Origin of the sequence: Bacillus sp. FSL W7-1034, assembly GCF_038593365.1 — a bacterium.
GTDB lineage: Bacteria > Bacillota > Bacilli > Bacillales > Bacillaceae > Bacillus > Bacillus altitudinis.
The window spans coordinates 506,140-523,715 of the sequence record NZ_CP151989.1 but is presented as its reverse complement, the minus strand read 5'-3'; the positions used below and the strand labels follow the sequence as shown (position 1 = coordinate 523,715).

Sequence of the window (17,576 nt, the reverse complement as noted above, 5' to 3'; positions counted from 1 at the left end):
ATTAGAAGACCGACTACCTGCTGTTTAGAAAAAGCGTTTAAGGCTTCTCTTGAGTGGAGGGATATCCAGCTCACCTTTTTCAAAGAATTTTTTCAATAAATATTTACTAAAGCCCGCTGCTTGTGTGTAAGTGATTTTACCAGGTAACGGTGGTTCATTGGTCACCGCAACATCAATGATCACAGGTTTCTCAGCTTGAAGTGCTTGATCAAAGGCTGGTGCTAGTTCTTCATGTGATGACACCGAGATTCCTTTACCACCGCATGCTTCTGCAAATTTTGCAAAATCAATATCTTCCAGCTCTATACCATAGTTGATGTTGCCTTTTACCTGTTGTTCATATTCAATCATACCAAGGTTGTTGTTGTTTAAAATCACAACGACAATTGGCAGTTTATATTTTACCGCCGTCACAAAATCTTGCATCACCATTGTGAAGCCTCCGTCACCACAGACAGCAATGGCTTGGCGGTTTGGTTCGTTTAATTTAGCTGATATTGCGCCAGGTAAACCACAGCCCATTGTGGCAAGCCAGCTGGAAATAATGAAATCCTGCTGCTTCATTTCGAAGTGACGTGCCATCCATACCGTCACATTACCGACATCAACTGAAAGAATGGCATCATCATCGACCGCTTCCTCTAATCTAGCGATGACTTGCTGCGGTTTAAGCGGTGATGTGGCAATAGATTTTTCCTTATCCATTTCTTCTCGCCACTTCATCATATGCTCTGTACAAGCTTCAAGGAAACCGCGTTGCTCTTTATATTCAATATAAGAGGTTAGTTCATGAAGACCAGTCTTACTGTCACTTACAATCCCCACTTCTACTGGATATCTTTTACCGATCTGATCCGGTTTGATATCCAATTGAATGGCAGGTGTGTCTTCTGGTAAGTAATCCCTATATGGGAAGGAGGTTCCAAGCATGATTAATAAATCGCACTCTTCCATTGCTTCATATGCAGGCTTCGTCCCGATCTGACCTAGGTTCCCTAAAAAGTATGGATGCCTGTCTGGAACAACACCTTTTGCAGGAAGTGTAATGACGATTGGTGCAGCTGCCTTTTCTGAAAACGAAAGAAGTTCTTCTTTAGCATTTCTTAATCCTTTTCCTGCTAAGATGACTGGCTTCTTCGCATTGTTAATGAGTTGAGCAGCCTTTAGCAGTTGATCTTTCTTCGGCCGCACATCTCCCTCTACATAAAGAGGTGATGTATAAACGGGACTCCGCTTAATTTTCTGAGAAAATAAATCATCTGAGACAGTGAGAACTGCCACCCCTTTATGGGTATAAGCAGCTTTGATGGCTTGATTCAATAAGTCAGGCAGAGCTTCTGCTGTTTGTACTTGCTGATTAAAGACAGCAACATCGTCAAACATCCGCTCTAATTTGATTTCTTGAAATGCATCTCTGCCTACTTCAGTTGAGGCAACCTGCCCTGCAATCGCTAATACAGGTGCACCATCCGCTTTTGCATCGTATAGTCCATTTAATAAGTGGACAGCACCTGGCCCAGCAATTGATAAACAAACACCAAGTTTGCCTGTTAGTTTCGCATCAGCTGCTGCTGAAAGTGCTGCCACTTCTTCATGTCTTGTTTGTATAAATTGAATTTTGCTTGATTCATGCCTTAGTTCTTCGATTAATTCGTTAATACTGTCGCCGGGCATTCCATAAATATGTTTCACGCCCCACTCTTCCAGTAGCGCTGTTACTTCTTTTCCTGCGGTTCTTTGCGGCATGTGAGAAAACTCCTTTTTTCTTACTCCATACCACCGCACCCTTTTGATCAAACGTTTCAACTTGCTCTTGTTACTTTTTAAAGTGATATGGAAGAGTGGCGACAACAATATCCCGTTTCCATAATAAACGGAACCTCAATAAGAAAGCAGATTGATTATGCAAAATGGTGTGCCATCTTTTTTTCGGAATAAATTGAGGGACGAGTACCATCACTCTATATTGATGCGCATTTGCTTTCGCTTCAATCGTTTCAAGAAACTTATCAAGCGGGTGAATGAGACTTCGATAAGACGAATGTAAAATCACAAGACGCACATCACTATTCAGCTTTTCCCAATCAGCTTCAATTTTCTTGTCTTTCTCTTTATCAAACGATACATGAACCGCTATGACCTGGTCTGATAAGGATTTTGCATATTGCACAGATTGTTCGACGACACGTGTGACACCTGCTATTGGGACGATGACCACATTCCCTTTGATTTCGACAGGCTCGGTTTCATTCAATAAACGTAATTGTTCTCCAACAGACAGATAATGTTTCTTAATAGAATAAAAAATAAATAGAACAATTGGCATGAAAACAAATACCGGCCATACAAGATGGAACTTGGTCAAAATGAGAATCATGAAAACCGTAAATGAAATAAGTGCTCCTACGATATTGATAGGCATTTTCACTTTCCATCCCTGTGGTTTTTCACGAATCCACTTTACACACATACCTGTCTGAGACAAGGTAAATGGAATAAACACACCGACAGCATAAAGTGGAATGAGGTGTTCCGTTTTCCCATCAAATAGCCAAATGAGCAGCATAGAAGCTACACCTAAAAAGATAATACCATTGGAATAACCGAGCCGATCTCCTCTCACTGTAAACATGCGTGGCATATATTTATCTTTTGCTAAGTTGACAGCCAATAATGGAAAAGCTGAAAAACCTGTGTTAGCCGCTAATATTAAAATTAAAGCTGTGACAGCTTGAATGACATAGTAGAAAAATGTCCGTCCAAATGTGTCTGATGCAATCTGTGACACAACCGTTTCTTCTGGCTTTGGCGAGATGCCAAAACCAAACGCAAGTAATGTCACTCCTACAAATAGAACGGCCAGTAATCCACCCATCATCAATAAAGTTCTCGCTGCATTTTGTGCAGCTGGTTTTTTAAAGGATGGAATTGTATTAGAAATCGCTTCAACACCAGTTAAAGCAGAACAGCCAGACGAAAATGCCTTTAATAAAAGAAATAACGTGATGCCTGATACATGTGTGCCAAATGCTGTATGTTCAGGTGCTGGCGGCACTTGCCCTGTTAATAGTTTAAAACCGCCCACTCCAATTAAAATGAGCAATGAAAAGACAAATAGGTACACAGGATAAGCCAAAATAGATGCCGACTCTGTCAGTCCACGAAGGTTTAACACCATAATCACTAGGACTAATACGATTGAGATCATGACATGATATGGATATAGAGCTGGAAAAGCCGATGTGATTGCATCGGTCCCAGCAGAAATGCTCACTGCTACGGTTAAAATGTAATCGACGAGTAATGATCCACCAGCAACCAGCCCTGGTTTTTCACCTAAGTTTCTGCTGGAGACGACATACGCTCCGCCGCCTTCTGGATAAGCATAAATAATCTGGCGGTAAGATAGAATTAACGCCATTAAAAGAATTAATACACAACCTGCAATCGGGAGTGAGTACCAAAACGCTGCCGCACTAACAACTGATAGAACAATCAAGATTTGTTCTGTACCGTATGCGACTGACGACAATGCGTCTGATGACAATAATGCCAAAGCTTTGATTTTTGATAGTTTTTGTTCTCCTGCTGCCTGTGATTTTAATGGTTTACCAATTAAAATACGCTTCATCAAACTGTACATGTGATGCCCGCTCCTTTAGTGTCAAACGATTTGAGTTACAAAATTTGGATCGCCAAAAAGACACAGAGGCAATAGAATGCCCCTGTGCCTATTGTTTAGATCACAGGTTGGTCTTTGCTCTCTTTAACGCTTACGAGGTTAGCTGACGGATTCGGGCGCATGAGATTTTGCCCTACCTTAAAAGGATTCACCCCACGTGGTGTTTTATACCACCACAATTGGTTCCCCCGCTCATCGAAATGATTCAGCGATTGGTCTTTTATAAAAGAGATCATACTCCCGTTTGACACCAAAGTAAAGAGATTTTTTCAAGGTCTTTTGATCGTTTAGAACTCAGTCTTTTTACGGTATTTTCGTACGAAATAGACAATCATTAAAAGCACAAAAAGGATGAGTGCAGCGATACACGCAAAGTAAATCCAAGACTCGCTGCTGCTTTGTTTTTCACTTGTTTTCAGACTGCTCGATGTGCTGCTGACGGATTGATGATTAGTAAACACACCTTTGTTTTTACTCTCTATTGCAACTGTTGCTTTTTCTGTATTTGTTTGAAGAAATTGCATTACTTCATTTGACACGTTAGCTTCAGCTGCAGTCATTCCTGAAAAGACTGTCATTGTCTGTTCTTTATTCCAAACAGATGGCTGCGTCCATACAATTCGAGCCGTTGTTTCGTTGATCATGCCGAAAGAAGATACATCATACTGATCCTTTTTCACCGGAACAACGAGATCGGCTGCTTTTTCTTTCAGAAGAGAGAATGTTTGAATGCCTCCGATAAAAATGAGAGGGTGATTTTTCAATTGTTCATTTGTCACTTGAGAAGCTTTCATTAAATGATATTGAGCTACTTCTGGCTGACTAAAAGATTCCGTCAGCATGGCCATTTGATTGATTGTTTCACGTTTGATTTGATCTGGTATGATGATCAATGTATTTTTCGAAGTGAACGGGAGCGGCCATGCGGCTAAATCTGGCTTTTCACTCGTTGTTCCTTCTGGTATTTGTAAAGAGCTATTTTTGTCAATGAATATCCAGCCTTCTTCATCCGTATGTCTGCAGGATTCCATGTTTTTAAAACCACTTGTGACAAATTGCAAATCAATATATTCATTTTTTTGAAGTATCTTTGAATCTACTGGAATCGAGACATGATAGAATCCATTCGCATCTTTGCTGCCTAGTTTTGTTAATGGTACGTCGTGCGGTTCGTCATTGATCATAACAGTTAACCGTTCTGTTTTGCTTGCCGCTGTATCAGATTTTTTGAATGAAAGATTGAGCTTTGCACCTGATTTTTGGTTAGCCAGTAGCGCTTTCGGATAATAGTAGTGGTCGGATACCGTCTTGTTGGTCCCAACCGTGACATCATCTCCGCCAAAATCTTTCAAAGGAATCTTGTAAGATGGTTTAGACGTTTGAGCTGCAGCCTTTTGAAGCACTAGGTCTGTTCCAGTCAGTTGATCCGTTAATTCTGACTGAGTCAGAACATTGATTTTTCCAGCGATTGTCACAGGCTTTTCCGCTGTCACAAATAAAATGGGCTGTTCTGTTTTCTTTGCTGTCAAAGTTCTCATCGCTACCGTAAGATGACTGCTTTTTGTTTTAATTCCTGCAGCTTGTTCAATCGATTTCATCCGTCCATCCCAGCTTCCTTTAGCTCCCACAGCAATCGTTGGGTGCGCCACTTGCTTGATGTCCTTTTCTTGGATCAGTTTGATCTCTTTTTGGTGATCTTTGTTTTTCAACGTACGATATACTTTGATGGCTGCTTCTAATTCAGCTGCATCCGGTGAATTAGGAATTACAATGTCTGTCTGTTCTTTCTGATCACCTGTTTGAATAAAAGGTGATGGAAAGCTATCTAATGTGAAATCTTTTGTCTGGATTCCTTTGAATGTAAGTTCACTTTCAGGATACACTTTTAGCCAATTAGCAGGTGTCTCTTGGTTGATACACACGCCTTCTTTTAAAACACCATAAAAGGTGACCTGAATGCGGTGAGTACCTTTTTTCAATTGTGCTTTGTTCAACTTGATTTGAATCGATTTCTTCTGGTTTTTCCCTGATACAGGGATGGTCTTTTCGATCTCTCCATCAATCATAACAGTGAATGAGGAAGGTGAAATCAATAATGGTGAAGTCTCTATATTTAACGTCAATGTGCTTGACTCTGTTTTTTCCTGATCCACTTGATAGGTAAAATCAGTGCGGTCTTCTTGTCCATATAAGGTCACTACGTCTTCTGATAGATGCTGCGTTTTTGTTTTGCTTTCTTTTGAAGATTGAACCCAATCATCTTTGACTTGAACTCGGTTGGATTGCGCCATTGCTTGACCTGCCATGAAAAAAGGCTGGATCGCTAAGGATAATCCTAATATATAAATCAACCATTTTAACGATTTCAATATGTCACCCGCTTTTCTTTTGTTGTTGATTGTAACGCTCGGTTTTGTACCATTTCACTTCTTGTTTCAATAATCGGCTTTTCACCTCTACACATAAGGAGTACACAACAAGCGCAATCCATACTTGGGAATAGGTAAAGTACATGAGAACGACAATGAGAATGTTTTGTTTGGTCAGCTCTGTTTTCTCTATGCTTAACGTAATCATCACTTCTGTTAAAAAGAGGAAGAAGGCTAACCCCCATAGGATGAGTGCCACAGCTCCCACAGATAAGTGAAGATCAACGAATAAGTTTACGATAAAAATGCTGTTGGAGAGCAGTACACCAAAGAAAAATAAGAAATACGTAAAGAAAAAATAAAATAAATCGAAAATCATTCGTTTTCGTTTTAATTTCATAAACTGCCTTAAAAATTTGAGCACAACATATTGGTTGCCTCTAGCCCAGCGTGTTCTCTGCCGCCACCAGACTTTCCATGTTTCAGGCTCTTGTTCCCATGTAATCGCAGCAGGAAAGAACCGAATCACATAGCCCAGATTATACACACGAATTGTTAATTCAGTGTCTTCAGCTAGTGCATGGACATCCCAGCCGCCAAGCTCTTCTAAAATGTGCCGGCGGATCGCAAAGTTGGTGCCTGGTATTGTCGCAATGCCAAACCATTTCCATCTCCCGCCTTGCGCCATCCACTGGAAGCAGATCGTTTCTATGTTAATGAATTTTGTCAGGAGGTTTTTGGCTGCATTGATGACCCTGAATTTCCCGACAACAGCACCTGCTTTAGGATCATTCAATAATCCAAGAACCAAATGGTAGACGGCTTTCTTTTCAGGCATATTATCTGCATCGTATACACAAATAACGTCTCCTGTCGAAGCCTTCAAGCCTTCATTCAGTGCAGTAGATTTCCCCTTCCCTGCAAATGGCGGCTTTGTTTCAATCATATGGACATAATCGTATTGCTCACTAAATGATTGCACAATCTCCCCTGTACGATCAGAGGAATTGTCATTAATCACAATGATTTCAAGAAGGTGTTTGGGATAGGATAACTGGACCATGGCTTTTAGCGTCTGCCGAATGACCACTTCTTCATTATGTGCTGGAATGAGAATGCTGACGGTCGGCAGATCTTTCCCTTGTTTCGTCCATTTAGGCAGCACTTTTTCGTAAGTTAAATAGTGCTGAAAGCCTCCCTGCATCAGAAACATATGATATAGGAGCATGATCCAAATCAGTATTAATGATAGGTAAAATAAGATATCAGCCACCTGATTTTCTCTCCTTAAAGATCCGTTTTTTCATCGTCAGCCTTAAATACAATGTGTAAAAAGCAAATGCCACAATAAAGAGCAGCACCACCACTGTGAGTATTCGAAGCATATTTTCCATCCCGCTTCGTTTGTTTGTTTTTGTTTCAGCTATATTGGATTGCTCTATTTGAATATGTCCATTTCCTACTGTTTTGATCTGGACATTCTGAGTTTGAACAGTCTGTTTTGTTTTCTTTAAATCTAGCCATTCACTAGAAGGGATCGCATCCATTTGTGTGATTACATCTTGCAGCCCATCTATCCCCGCTTCCACATCATAGGACAGCCCAATGGCGGCGGATTGGATATGCTGCATGGATTGAATTGTCTGCTCAGTCAGTATGTTTGCACCTTCTTGGTCAGATGCTATATCTATAGACTGTTCAGGATATAAAGTCATGCCATGAAGCATGGCGGGTGTCGACAAAAATGGTGATGCACTACTTGTTTTCCATGTACGGTCTGAGAGCTGCACCTGTCCAAATAGACTGGACATATGGCGGGAAATCACTTCATAGCCTTGCAGGGAAATGGCGTCATTTGGCACTTCAAATGCAAGCGGATATAATCCCAGCTGCGCGAGCAGTTCAATGCCTTTTGTCAGCTTTTCTTCTGTATAGATGGCTTCTTGATGTTGATTGGATTTGATATACGCATTAAAATCTTTTTCATTCGGAAAAAAGCTTTTGTTCAGCTGCTGATCAGCTTTCTCTGGTTCATTTGACGTAACGGGCTGATCGTACTTTACATCCCAGAATTCAAAGCCTTTACCCGACTCCTCCGTTCGATACGTACGGCTAAACCCATGAAGAACGACACTAGCTCCATTGCTTTGCAATTGTGTTAACACGTGGACAAGTTTAGGCCGGTCACTGAGCGTCACTTCATCCCCTGTTGCTGGATCAATCCATATAGGGGTCACCGCCAGCAGAAAAGGGATATGGCGAGCTGTTACGTATCGTCCAAGTTCAAGTAACTTCTTCTCATCCGTGACGGGGTTAATCTTCTCAATCTGTAAGTACTTTGTCGTCGTTTGATTAGAAGCCGGCAGGAGACTTTCCAGCACCTCTGCAAGCAGCTTGTCGTGCTGAAGGATATTTAGCATTCCGACATATGCCGCACCTTCTTTTGTTTGAATCACAAATGGCTGTTCAGCTTGATTTTTCTTCAATAAGAATTTACGTTGCAGATCTGTCCCTTGAACCGTCTGAGCTGTGATTCCTCTCTCAAGCTGACGGTATTCTTGATCATCAGTATCTTTGATTTGACTGATGTGATCTTGTTTGTGAAAAGTAAGCGTGGAGAATGGGCGAAGCTGTTCCGCATTGTATCCTATTGCGATTAAGCGTTTTGATTCGTTTATGAGACGAATGGTTTGTGCTTTCAACGTTCTCTTTTCTTCACCTATATAGATAACTAGCTGAGAGTCATTGAGGTTCTTTTCAGTGATTTGTTCATCAGATAAAATGGTCGTTCGTGTGGAAAAATGCCCCACAAGTACATCAAGCATATGAACAGTTGGCGTTGCCTCACCTGTTTGTGTGGAATAGACGATGAGGGTCCTTGACTCTTTCTCAAGTGCACCGGCTGATGTACTGTCTTTGATCGAAAGCATAGAGAAAAGAACGATTAACAAACAACATTTCGTCAAAACATTAAAGTTCATTCATCATCATCTCGTTTTCTAGTTCTTCTAAAAATTGCTCTGGTGTCCGATAGTCCGAGCTGCTTGTTAAATGACAGACATGAAAAGTTAAGGTCACTTCACGACCATTTAGCAGGACATGCGTTTGCAGTTTATCCTTTAGCTTATCAAGAACGATCGAGACATTTTCTTCAGGTGTGTGAGTGAGCAAGAGACCCATTCGTTCTTCGGATAATCGAAATTTCTTATCGGTTTCTCTCACACTTTCGCGAATCTTCATACTGAGTTGCTGGAAAAGATGTTGCATTTCTTTTTCTCCATATAATGTTTTGAATTCCGCTGAGTAGTGCATATGAAGAAGGATAAAGACGAATGGCTGTTTGTATCGTTCTGCTCGTTTCATTTCCTCAGACAACTCGAGTCTCATCCGCTCTGCATTGTCAAATCCTGTGGTTGAGTCAATCGCTACAAATTGTTTGATGGCCCTCTTTTGTTGGTCAATGGTGTAACGCATCGTTTTTATTCGCTCATGCACGTTTCCAGCAGAAATAGCAAAAAAGAGAAGCGCCACGCCCCATATCACGACATCTTGCAACGTTTGATGAGAAAAGAGTGAATTTGTGTGACCAAGCTCTGTAAAGAACATCCCGCTTCCTATAAAGAACAAAATCAACAAAGTAAAAACCAATGCTGGCAAAATACCAAATAAAATGCCGCATCCTATCACGACAAATGTGAGTGTGATGATCATGACACTCTCCGCATCACGTCCATTCAAGTAGCCCATAAATAAAATGAGTCCCGCAAACGTGAGGAGCACCGTATAATACGTGCGATAGGTGTTACTGAATAACCTTTTCATTTAGAAGCTCCCTTTCTGCAATTAGAGGCAATAAATTATCAAATGAGTGTGTATCTTTTTCGTTCATATAGCCTCCGTAATAAGGCTTGAGAGGATCTTGGATTTGCAGCTCTTTCATTCGGTGATAGACGTCTTTTGCAAAATCATCTTCTCCTTGTTTGAGTGCATATAAGATCACCAGTGCATAGACTGAAGGCGATTCATACGTCACTGCTGGCTGTAATGTGCTCAGTTTATATCGTCCATACAGTTTTCCTTCCTTTTGGAAGTTGGTTTTCAGCCATTTCATGATGACTGTTGTATCAACCTGTGCACGTTCGGCATAAAGAGCCGTATAAAGCTGGTCGATCAAGTTGATTTCCTGATCAAATGAGTAGACTTTCTTCGCTATGTCATAGGATTTTGGAAAAAATCCTTTTTGTCTCGGTGCATTTTTTAGAATGGCCAATTGGTTGTTCATCATTTGTTCTGTGAATAGGTGGAGGGATACTAGTTCTTTGATTGCTTTTGGGTCAAGATATGAAAGTGTGATTGTATGTGAAGTTTGCTTTGTCGATGCATCATAATAGTCGGTCAACATACCCTTGAACATGTTTTTGTCTTTTAACGCTTTGGCGATTTTTTTGGCTGTGGTTTGATACACTGACTTCTGCCACAATTGATCTGCTTTTTGAAGCGCTGTAACTACGCGTAAGTCATCAACTAAAGCATTGACTTTGCTTTTTTGATGAGATTCGATTTGCCAGCTAAGAAGATCATGTTCCAGTAAGAATTGAGTGCGCAGGACGTCTACCTGTTGATCAAAAGATGTTTGATCTTTTTTTCTAACAAGATAATCCATCCAAAGTCCGAGCGATTCTGATAAGTAAGTAGGCTGCTCCGCAAGCGAGGTCCGGATCATGCCTTGATCTGTCATTAAGTGGTGAGTCATAAAGTACTCTCCTGACAATACTGGCTTTGCAGGTTCTGGTTGAGCTGAATGTTGCTGCTGTTTCCAGGTACATCCGCCTAGTAGAATGACAATGAGTATAGCGATAGCTGTACGATATATGGGTGTATCCATTCGTGTCCCCTTTCAATCCTTGTTCTCTCTAAGCATCTAACGATTTATTATAGAGCGTTTCTGTTTAAATGAAAATAAATATTTTATACCAAATTACGAGTCTTTTCGCTTACATATTCCCATTTACAGAAAAACAACATGTCAAAATACTCTAACAAACAAAAAACCCATGCGAATTCACATGGGTTTTTACACAACTATTGATCTAATTTTAGTTTCTTCAATTGTTCTGCAAGTGCGTTATTGATTGGTTCTTCCACTTTCTTTTGTTTCTTCATATATTTGGACACATCGTGCTTACTGGCTCGTTTTTGATTGGATTGTGATTTGCGTTTTTCGAAAACAGACAGTTTCTCTCTATGACCACAAACACAGGCAAATATTTTGCCATCACCTTCTCCTCGTAGCTCAAGCTTTTTATGACAGTTCGGGCAGCGTGCATTTGTTTTCTTTGCCACATTTTTTCGATGTCCACATTCTCTATCCTGACAAACAAGCATGGTGCCGTTTTTCCCGTTCACTTTTAACATGAGTTTTCCGCAGTCAGGGCAATGTGTGCCTGTCATGTTGTCATGCTTAAAGGTTTGGTTCGTTTGTTTGATTTCAGATACGGCTTGTTTTGCATATGACTTCATTTCACTCATGAATTGAGAAGCTTTCAATTGGCCTTTCGCAATTTTAGAAAGCTTTTGTTCCCATTCCGCTGTTAAAGCAGGTGACTTTAAATCTTCAGGTACTAAAGAAAGAAGCTGCTTCCCTTTCGATGTGATGAAGATGTCTTTGCCTTTTTTCTCAATTAAGAAGCTGTTAAACAGTTTCTCAATGATATCAGCTCTAGTTGCCACTGTCCCCAATCCACCCGTTTCGCCAAGGGTTTTCACTAAGTCTTTTTCCTTGTTCTCCATAAATGCAGACGGGTTCTCCATGGCAGATAAAAGGGTCGCTTCGTTAAAACGAGCAGGAGGTTTCGTTTCGCCTTTTGTCTCTTTTAATTGGCGTACGTCAAGTGACTGCCCCTCTGTTAATGCCGGCAAGTGCTGATCTGCTTCGGCTGATTCCTCGTCTTCATAGGAATCATCGTACACGGCTTTCCAACCGGCTGATTGCACAATTTTTCCTTTCGCTGTGAATGTCTCACTGCCGATCTTGGCGATCACTGTTGTTTCCTCATATTCAAAAGGGGTCATCAGTACAGCGAGGAATCGCTTGGCAATCAGGTCATATAATTTACGCTCTTTATCGCTTAATGCACCTGGATACAGCTCTTCCTCGGTTGGAATGATCGCATGGTGATCTGACACTTTGGCATCGTTGACGAATCCTTTATGTGCTTTAATGCCTGATTGTAAAATGCGATTCACATGCTGCGCGTAAGGTCTAACGTTCATTCCTTTGAGTCGATCTTTTAATGTAGGCACGATATCTGCCGAAATGAAACGTGAATCCGTACGCGGGTACGTGACGAGCTTATGCTGCTCATACAGACGCTGAAGTGTAGACAGTGTTTCTTTTGCTGAAAAACCGTAGCGTTTATGGGCATCACGCTGCAATTCTGTCAGGTCATACAACCCTGGAGCAAAGGATTTTTTCGCTGTTTTTTTCAGTGCATCAATCACTGCAGATTTTCCTTTACAGGCTGCCAAGCGCTCCTTCACTACATCCTCTTGGAATGTACGGTTTTGTTTTGTCTTTGCATCCTGCCAAGTCAGCGTCAGTCCGTCAACTTGTGCAGTCAGCCCAAAGAACGGCTTCGGCTGGAATTGCTGAATGTCTTCCTCTCGCTTGGCGATCATAGCAATCGTTGGCGTTTGCACACGTCCACAGGATAACTGCGCATTGAACTTCGTTGTCAGCGCTCTTGTTGCGTTGATCCCTACAATCCAGTCGGCCTCTGCACGCGCAACCGCAGAGCGGTACAAGTTGTCATACTCTCTGCCGTCTTTTAATCGTTTGAACCCTTCTTGAATGGCTTTGTCTGTAACAGACGAAATCCATAAACGTTTTAGAGGCTTTTTCACATGTGCTTTTTCAAGAATCCACCTTGCCACAAGCTCCCCTTCACGTCCAGCATCTGTTGCGATGACAATGTCTTTTACATCTTTTCTCGCCAGCTGCGCTTTGACCGCTTGGAACTGCTTCCCTGTCTTTTTCATCACGACAAGCTTGAGTGGTTCTGGAATAATTGGTAAATCCTCTAGGCGCCAGGATTGAAATTCTTTCCCGTAGCCTTCTGGATCAGCCAGTGTCACCAAGTGGCCCAGCGCCCACGTGACAATGTATTGATCTCCTTCTAAGAAACCATTTCCTTTTTTATGACACTTCAGCACACGTGCAAGGTCACGTCCTACCGAAGGTTTCTCTGCTAATACAACTGTTTTTGACACGAAATTTCACATCTCTTTCTTCTATCCATCCTTTTATTATAGCAGACGTGGAGATGTGGTTCTAATGACGGATTATTTCTTCAAGCGCTTGATGATTTCGTTTGTGATTTCTTGTGTTCGATAAGCCCCGCCGATGTCTGCCGTTAAAAAGCCGTCTGCTGTGACTGACTCGATGATTTCGAGCAGGTGTGTACCGAGTTCTTCCTCTCCGAAATGATCAAGCATGAGTTTAGCGGTCCAAATTTGACCGATTGGGTTGGCGATTCCTTTTCCTGCAATGTCTGGGGCTGACCCATGTACAGGCTCAAACATTGATGGATATTTGCCATTTACATTGATGTTGGCAGCAGGCGCCACGCCAATACCTCCCATAATGGCTGCCCCAAGATCAGTTAAAATATCGCCAAATAAATTACTGGCAACAATTACATCGAATTTCTCAGGTCTTGTCACAAAGAAGGCTGAAAGCGCATCAATGTGCTGCGAGTCTGCTGTCACCTTTGGATAATCCTTGGCTACGTCTTGAAACACTTCATCCCAAAATGGCATTGTATGAACGATTCCATTCGATTTGGTTGCACTTGTCACATGCTTTCGTCTCTTTTCTGCTAATTGAAAGGCAAAACGCATGGCTCGTTCTGTCCCTTTTCTTGAGAAAACAGCATTTTGAATGGCAAGCTGATCTTCCCCTTGATAGATGCGGCCTCCAATTTCACTATATTCACCTTCACCGTTTTCTCTTACAACAAGAAGATCGAAATCCTTTGGGTGAGCAAGCGGGGAGCGAATGCCGCTCAGCTGTTTTGCAGGTCTAACGTTGATCACCTGCTCAAATTCACGTCTAATTTTAATGAGCAATCCCCAAAGTGATACATGATCCGGCACTAAATTGGCATCTCCGACTGCTCCTAAGAAAATGCTGTCAAAGGCTTTTAGTTGTTCCAATCCATCCTTTGGCATCATTTCGCCATGCTCTAAATAATACTCACAGCTCCACGGAAAGTCCTGAAAGGTGAAAGACAGACCGCCATGCACATCTGATACCGCTTTCAAAACTCGAATAGCTTCAGGCACAACTTCCTTTCCAACCCCGTCACCTGGTATCGCTGCAATTGGAACATGCTTCATTGATTTTTCCCCCTTTGTTATCGGTCGACCGTCGACCGTTTCATTTGAGTTTACTAAAGAGTGCGTGTTCTTACAATGGACAAAAGACGCTTTTTTTGATCAAAGCGCCTTTTTATCCTGCATCAGCACATGGGGCTTCTGTTTCTTTCTTCCCGCACTTTTTTTATCTGAAAGCAGCAAACCTCCTAAGGTCAGTGCTGTTCCAAGCCCAGACATGAAGGTCAAGCTCTCGTGAAGAACGATCATTGAAATGATCATCGTGATAATAGGCACTCCATAAATATACACACTTGATTTCACCACACCGATCGTCTTCACGGAAAAGCTCCATGTCAGAAAACAAATAGCAGATGCAAAGACGCCTAAAAACAGCAAGTGGAAGGCAAACGATGGATTGGTCAACCGCTCCCAGTCTAAACGAACCTTAAAATGCCAGATCAGGGGAATCATCCATAGCAGTCCGTAAAAGAAGACACGCCTTGTTACCTGAATGATATGGTAGCCATATTGGTTGATCATCTTCGATAAAATGGAATAGAATGCCCAGACGATGGTTGCTGTTAATGCTAAGGCATCACCGAGTGGATTCAATTGAAACGTCGTCATTCCATTCATGCTAATCAGCACGATTCCCGTCATCGCGATGAAAAAGCCTATGAAAAACCGGCTGTGCAGCGGCTCATCTTTTAATAAAAAATAAGCCAATAAAAAAGAGAAGAATGGGACAACGGAGCTGATGACACCTGCATTCGAAGCGAACGTATAAGTAAGTGCGACATTTTCTAAAAAGTAATATAAGACCACACCGCATAAACCTGCCAGCGCAAACATCCCTTCATGCTTTTTACTTTGCACCTTCATCGTAAACGGATAGATGATCATCAGAGCCAAGTACCCTATAAAAAAACGGAAAAATAAAATCTCTGTTGGAGAAAAAGCCGTTAATAATATTTTGGTAGAGATAAAGGTAGATCCCCATAAAAAAATGGTGAACATGGCCGCTAAATGACCGAGCAGCTGTTTATTTTTCATCAGCTGTTACCTGCTTTACAAAAATTTGCTGATACTGCCCTGGCGTGAGCCCAATAAATTCTGAAAAGAAATGACTCAAATGACTTTGATCAGAAAATCCAGCGGAGGCAGCCGCATCTACAGGCTTCACTCCTTGGGCGAGAAGCTCCTTCGCAAAGTTCACTCTGACTGTCTGTAAATAACGATACGGCGTGATGCCTCTAAACTTTGTAAAAGCACGCAGCAATGAATATTTGTTCATGGACACAAGCTCGCCTAAGTCATCTAACGATATATTTTCCGTGAGGTGTGTTTCGATATATTGCTGTACGTCTCGGACTTTTTGTTCGTTGGCACGTGTGGCTGATGCTTTTTCCTCTGAGGTATCAGCATAGGCTTCAATCAATTGTTTCATAAAGAAATAGAAGGTTTCCTGTTTATTCAAAGCAGGAGCTTCTTCTGTGATCATTTGATGTAGATCATATAATGGCTTTGTTAGTTCACTTTGTAAAAACACAGGGGCTTTAAAATGCGGTTTGTGCTGAAAGACCTTCTCTAGCACACCTGCTTCAATATTTAAGCAGCGATAATCGAGTGTCCTGTGATCAATTTGTTCACATGCGTGATTATCATACGGATTAAAAAGAAGGATATCACCTTTTTCAATGATGTATTCTTGATTTTGGCAGACCAAACGTCTTTGACCGTCTTCAATAAATCCAATCACATAATATGTATGAAAATGATTCAGGAACTTTTGCATGATGCCATGAAAGCGATATGCCTCTATTTGTAAGTCTTGATCAAAATGTACAGTTCGTTCCTCTTGTGTGTTCATGTCGATCCCTCTTTTCGCTGAACTGATCATAAGTGTAGCACACCCCTTTTCTCTTGGATTGTACGATATTGACTTTTTGATGCAGGCTTGCCTAGAGGGAAAAACTTGGATAACATGAGACAAAAGATGATGTATTAAAGAGGGAATGATGGCATGAATTCATTCGAGATGGAAAGACCAACACCGTATCACATGCAATTTTATGAACAGCTGAAGCAAATGATTTTTGATGGCCAGTTTCAGCCAGGAGAGCGCATCAATGAAACACAGCTTGCCAAACAATTTGGCGTAAGCCGATCACCGGTAAGAGAGGCGATGAGGCTGTTAGAAAAAGACGAGCTCTTAATTGCGGATCATCGATCAGGCTATTCCGTCTATACGTTAACAGAAAAAGATGTCGAGGAGCTTTATCAAATTCGGGTAGCTTTAGAAACACTTGCTGTTGAGCTTGCCTGTAAGGAAGCCGTGCAAAGAGAAATGGATGAAATTGAGCAGGTTCTCACGCAGGCGGACGAAGCGATCAAGCAGCAGCTGCCCTCTAAAGAGATCGTCCAGTTACATGAAGCCTTTCACCAAAAAATCATTTTGGCGAGTCACAATGACCGCTTATCCAAACAATTGAATCACGTAAATGCACTCATTCACTATTGCCGCATCTTTCATTTTAGCGGCGGGGCTCGTGCTGAAACCATTCAAAGAGAGCATGCAGCCATCTATTCTAAAATAAAAAAGCGCCGCTCCACAGAAGCCGTTCAAGCAATGACGGAGCATTTATTGCATGATGTGATGCACTTAAAGCAAGTACTCTCTGAAACAAACAAGGAGTAAAGGACTTTTCCCATTTTTTAAGCATTCCATGAACATATTTTGAATTTTTCGTAGATTTCCGCATGTCCAGACGATCTTTCGTTTATATTAGAAGATGAGAAACTAGCTTTTATACAGGAGGATTTGTATATGCATACAAGTATCAGCCGTCTGAGACAGGCGGGTTTTATTGAGGGTATGTCTCTTTTAACCCTTCTTTTAATTGCCATGCCTCTAAAATATTTTGCGGATATTCCGATGGCGGTCACCATTGTGGGCTCTCTTCATGGCGCATTGTTTGTCATCTATATGCTCATTTTGGCATATGTGACCTTTAAAGTTCGCTGGCATTTGAAATGGTCCATCGCCGGATTCTTTGCGGCATTCATTCCTTTCGGCAACTTCGCCTATGATAAGGTGCTTCGCCAGTATGATACAAAAGCTTAATCAAAAGGGCTAAAACGAAATTCGT

The 17,576-nt window shown here is 41.6% G+C and carries 13 protein-coding genes and 1 riboswitch; of the genes, 2 read left to right on the top strand and 11 right to left on the bottom strand.

Annotated elements, in window-relative coordinates:
* Positions 1–24 precede the first annotated feature (24 nt).
* The 11 genes from NST73_RS02475 to NST73_RS02425 all read right to left on the bottom strand — a co-directional run bounded on the left by NST73_RS02475 (position 25) and on the right by NST73_RS02425 (position 16,297).
* Positions 25–1,746, bottom strand: coding sequence for a pyruvate oxidase (locus tag NST73_RS02475; protein WP_342499358.1), 1,722 nt, complete (start codon positions 1,744–1,746; stop codon positions 25–27).
* Between the two features lie 70 nt (positions 1,747–1,816).
* The gene (locus NST73_RS02470; protein WP_035703793.1) at positions 1,817–3,643 is read right to left on the bottom strand and encodes an APC family permease; all 1,827 of its coding nucleotides are present in this window, start codon (positions 3,641–3,643) and stop codon (positions 1,817–1,819) included.
* 112 nt (positions 3,644–3,755) lie between these two features.
* A riboswitch (cyclic di-AMP (ydaO/yuaA leader) is annotated at positions 3,756–3,903 on the bottom strand.
* A 66-nt stretch (positions 3,904–3,969) separates the two neighbouring features.
* Positions 3,970–6,051, bottom strand: a complete 2,082-nt coding sequence (locus NST73_RS02465) for a cellulose biosynthesis cyclic di-GMP-binding regulatory protein BcsB (RefSeq protein ID WP_342499357.1) — start codon at positions 6,049–6,051, stop codon at positions 3,970–3,972.
* Positions 6,052–6,055: 4 nt separating this feature from the next.
* The gene (locus tag NST73_RS02460; RefSeq protein ID WP_342499356.1) at positions 6,056–7,324 is read right to left on the bottom strand and encodes a glycosyltransferase; all 1,269 of its coding nucleotides are present in this window, start codon (positions 7,322–7,324) and stop codon (positions 6,056–6,058) included.
* The gene (locus NST73_RS02455; RefSeq protein WP_342499355.1) at positions 7,317–9,032 is read right to left on the bottom strand and encodes a DUF2334 domain-containing protein; all 1,716 of its coding nucleotides are present in this window, start codon (positions 9,030–9,032) and stop codon (positions 7,317–7,319) included. The genes NST73_RS02460 and NST73_RS02455 overlap by 8 nt, the downstream gene beginning before the upstream one ends.
* On the bottom strand, positions 9,022–9,873 hold the full coding sequence (locus tag NST73_RS02450; RefSeq protein WP_024720232.1) for a GGDEF domain-containing protein: 852 nt from the start codon (positions 9,871–9,873) through the stop codon (positions 9,022–9,024). Before NST73_RS02450 ends, NST73_RS02455 begins: the two co-directional genes overlap by 11 nt.
* Positions 9,854–10,936: a glycosyl hydrolase family 8 gene (locus tag NST73_RS02445; RefSeq protein WP_173407773.1), complete on the bottom strand. Its 1,083-nt coding sequence runs from the start codon at positions 10,934–10,936 to the stop codon at positions 9,854–9,856. Before NST73_RS02445 ends, NST73_RS02450 begins: the two co-directional genes overlap by 20 nt.
* A gap of 197 nt (positions 10,937–11,133) precedes the next feature.
* On the bottom strand, positions 11,134–13,320 hold the full coding sequence (locus tag NST73_RS02440) for a DNA topoisomerase III (RefSeq protein ID WP_045035034.1): 2,187 nt from the start codon (positions 13,318–13,320) through the stop codon (positions 11,134–11,136).
* A gap of 72 nt (positions 13,321–13,392) precedes the next feature.
* Positions 13,393–14,448: a tartrate dehydrogenase gene (locus tag NST73_RS02435; RefSeq protein WP_342499354.1), complete on the bottom strand. Its 1,056-nt coding sequence runs from the start codon at positions 14,446–14,448 to the stop codon at positions 13,393–13,395.
* A gap of 99 nt (positions 14,449–14,547) precedes the next feature.
* The gene (locus NST73_RS02430) at positions 14,548–15,480 is read right to left on the bottom strand and encodes a DMT family transporter (protein WP_138278124.1); all 933 of its coding nucleotides are present in this window, start codon (positions 15,478–15,480) and stop codon (positions 14,548–14,550) included.
* Positions 15,470–16,297 (bottom strand): AraC family transcriptional regulator, encoded by an 828-nt coding sequence (locus NST73_RS02425; RefSeq protein WP_342499353.1) that lies wholly within the window; start codon positions 16,295–16,297, stop codon positions 15,470–15,472. Before NST73_RS02425 ends, NST73_RS02430 begins: the two co-directional genes overlap by 11 nt.
* 153 nt (positions 16,298–16,450) lie before the next feature.
* Between NST73_RS02425 and NST73_RS02420 the strand changes: the two genes are divergently transcribed.
* A complete protein-coding gene (locus tag NST73_RS02420; protein WP_045035043.1) occupies positions 16,451–17,125 on the top strand; it encodes a GntR family transcriptional regulator in 675 nt (224 codons plus the stop codon).
* 129 nt (positions 17,126–17,254) lie between these two features.
* Positions 17,255–17,551: a DUF3817 domain-containing protein gene (locus NST73_RS02415; RefSeq protein ID WP_008347156.1), complete on the top strand. Its 297-nt coding sequence runs from the start codon at positions 17,255–17,257 to the stop codon at positions 17,549–17,551.
* The last annotated feature ends 25 nt before the right edge of the window (positions 17,552–17,576 follow it).

What these genes read in the sequence shown, in the direction of transcription:
- NST73_RS02475 (WP_342499358.1), bottom strand. Translation starts at nt 1,746, where the DNA reads ATGCCGCAAAGAACCGCAGGAAAAGAAGTAACAGCGCTACTGGAAGAG.
- NST73_RS02470 (WP_035703793.1), bottom strand. Translation starts at nt 3,643, where the DNA reads ATGTACAGTTTGATGAAGCGTATTTTAATTGGTAAACCATTAAAATCA.
- NST73_RS02455 (WP_342499355.1), bottom strand. Translation starts at nt 9,032, where the DNA reads ATGAACTTTAATGTTTTGACGAAATGTTGTTTGTTAATCGTTCTTTTC.
- NST73_RS02450 (WP_024720232.1), bottom strand. Translation starts at nt 9,873, where the DNA reads ATGAAAAGGTTATTCAGTAACACCTATCGCACGTATTATACGGTGCTC.
- NST73_RS02445 (WP_173407773.1), bottom strand. Translation starts at nt 10,936, where the DNA reads ATGGATACACCCATATATCGTACAGCTATCGCTATACTCATTGTCATT.
- NST73_RS02435 (WP_342499354.1), bottom strand. Translation starts at nt 14,448, where the DNA reads ATGAAGCATGTTCCAATTGCAGCGATACCAGGTGACGGGGTTGGAAAG.
- NST73_RS02430 (WP_138278124.1), bottom strand. Translation starts at nt 15,480, where the DNA reads ATGAAAAATAAACAGCTGCTCGGTCATTTAGCGGCCATGTTCACCATT.
- NST73_RS02425 (WP_342499353.1), bottom strand. Translation starts at nt 16,297, where the DNA reads ATGAACACACAAGAGGAACGAACTGTACATTTTGATCAAGACTTACAA.
- NST73_RS02420 (WP_045035043.1), top strand. Translation starts at nt 16,451, where the DNA reads ATGAATTCATTCGAGATGGAAAGACCAACACCGTATCACATGCAATTT.
- NST73_RS02415 (WP_008347156.1), top strand. Translation starts at nt 17,255, where the DNA reads ATGCATACAAGTATCAGCCGTCTGAGACAGGCGGGTTTTATTGAGGGT.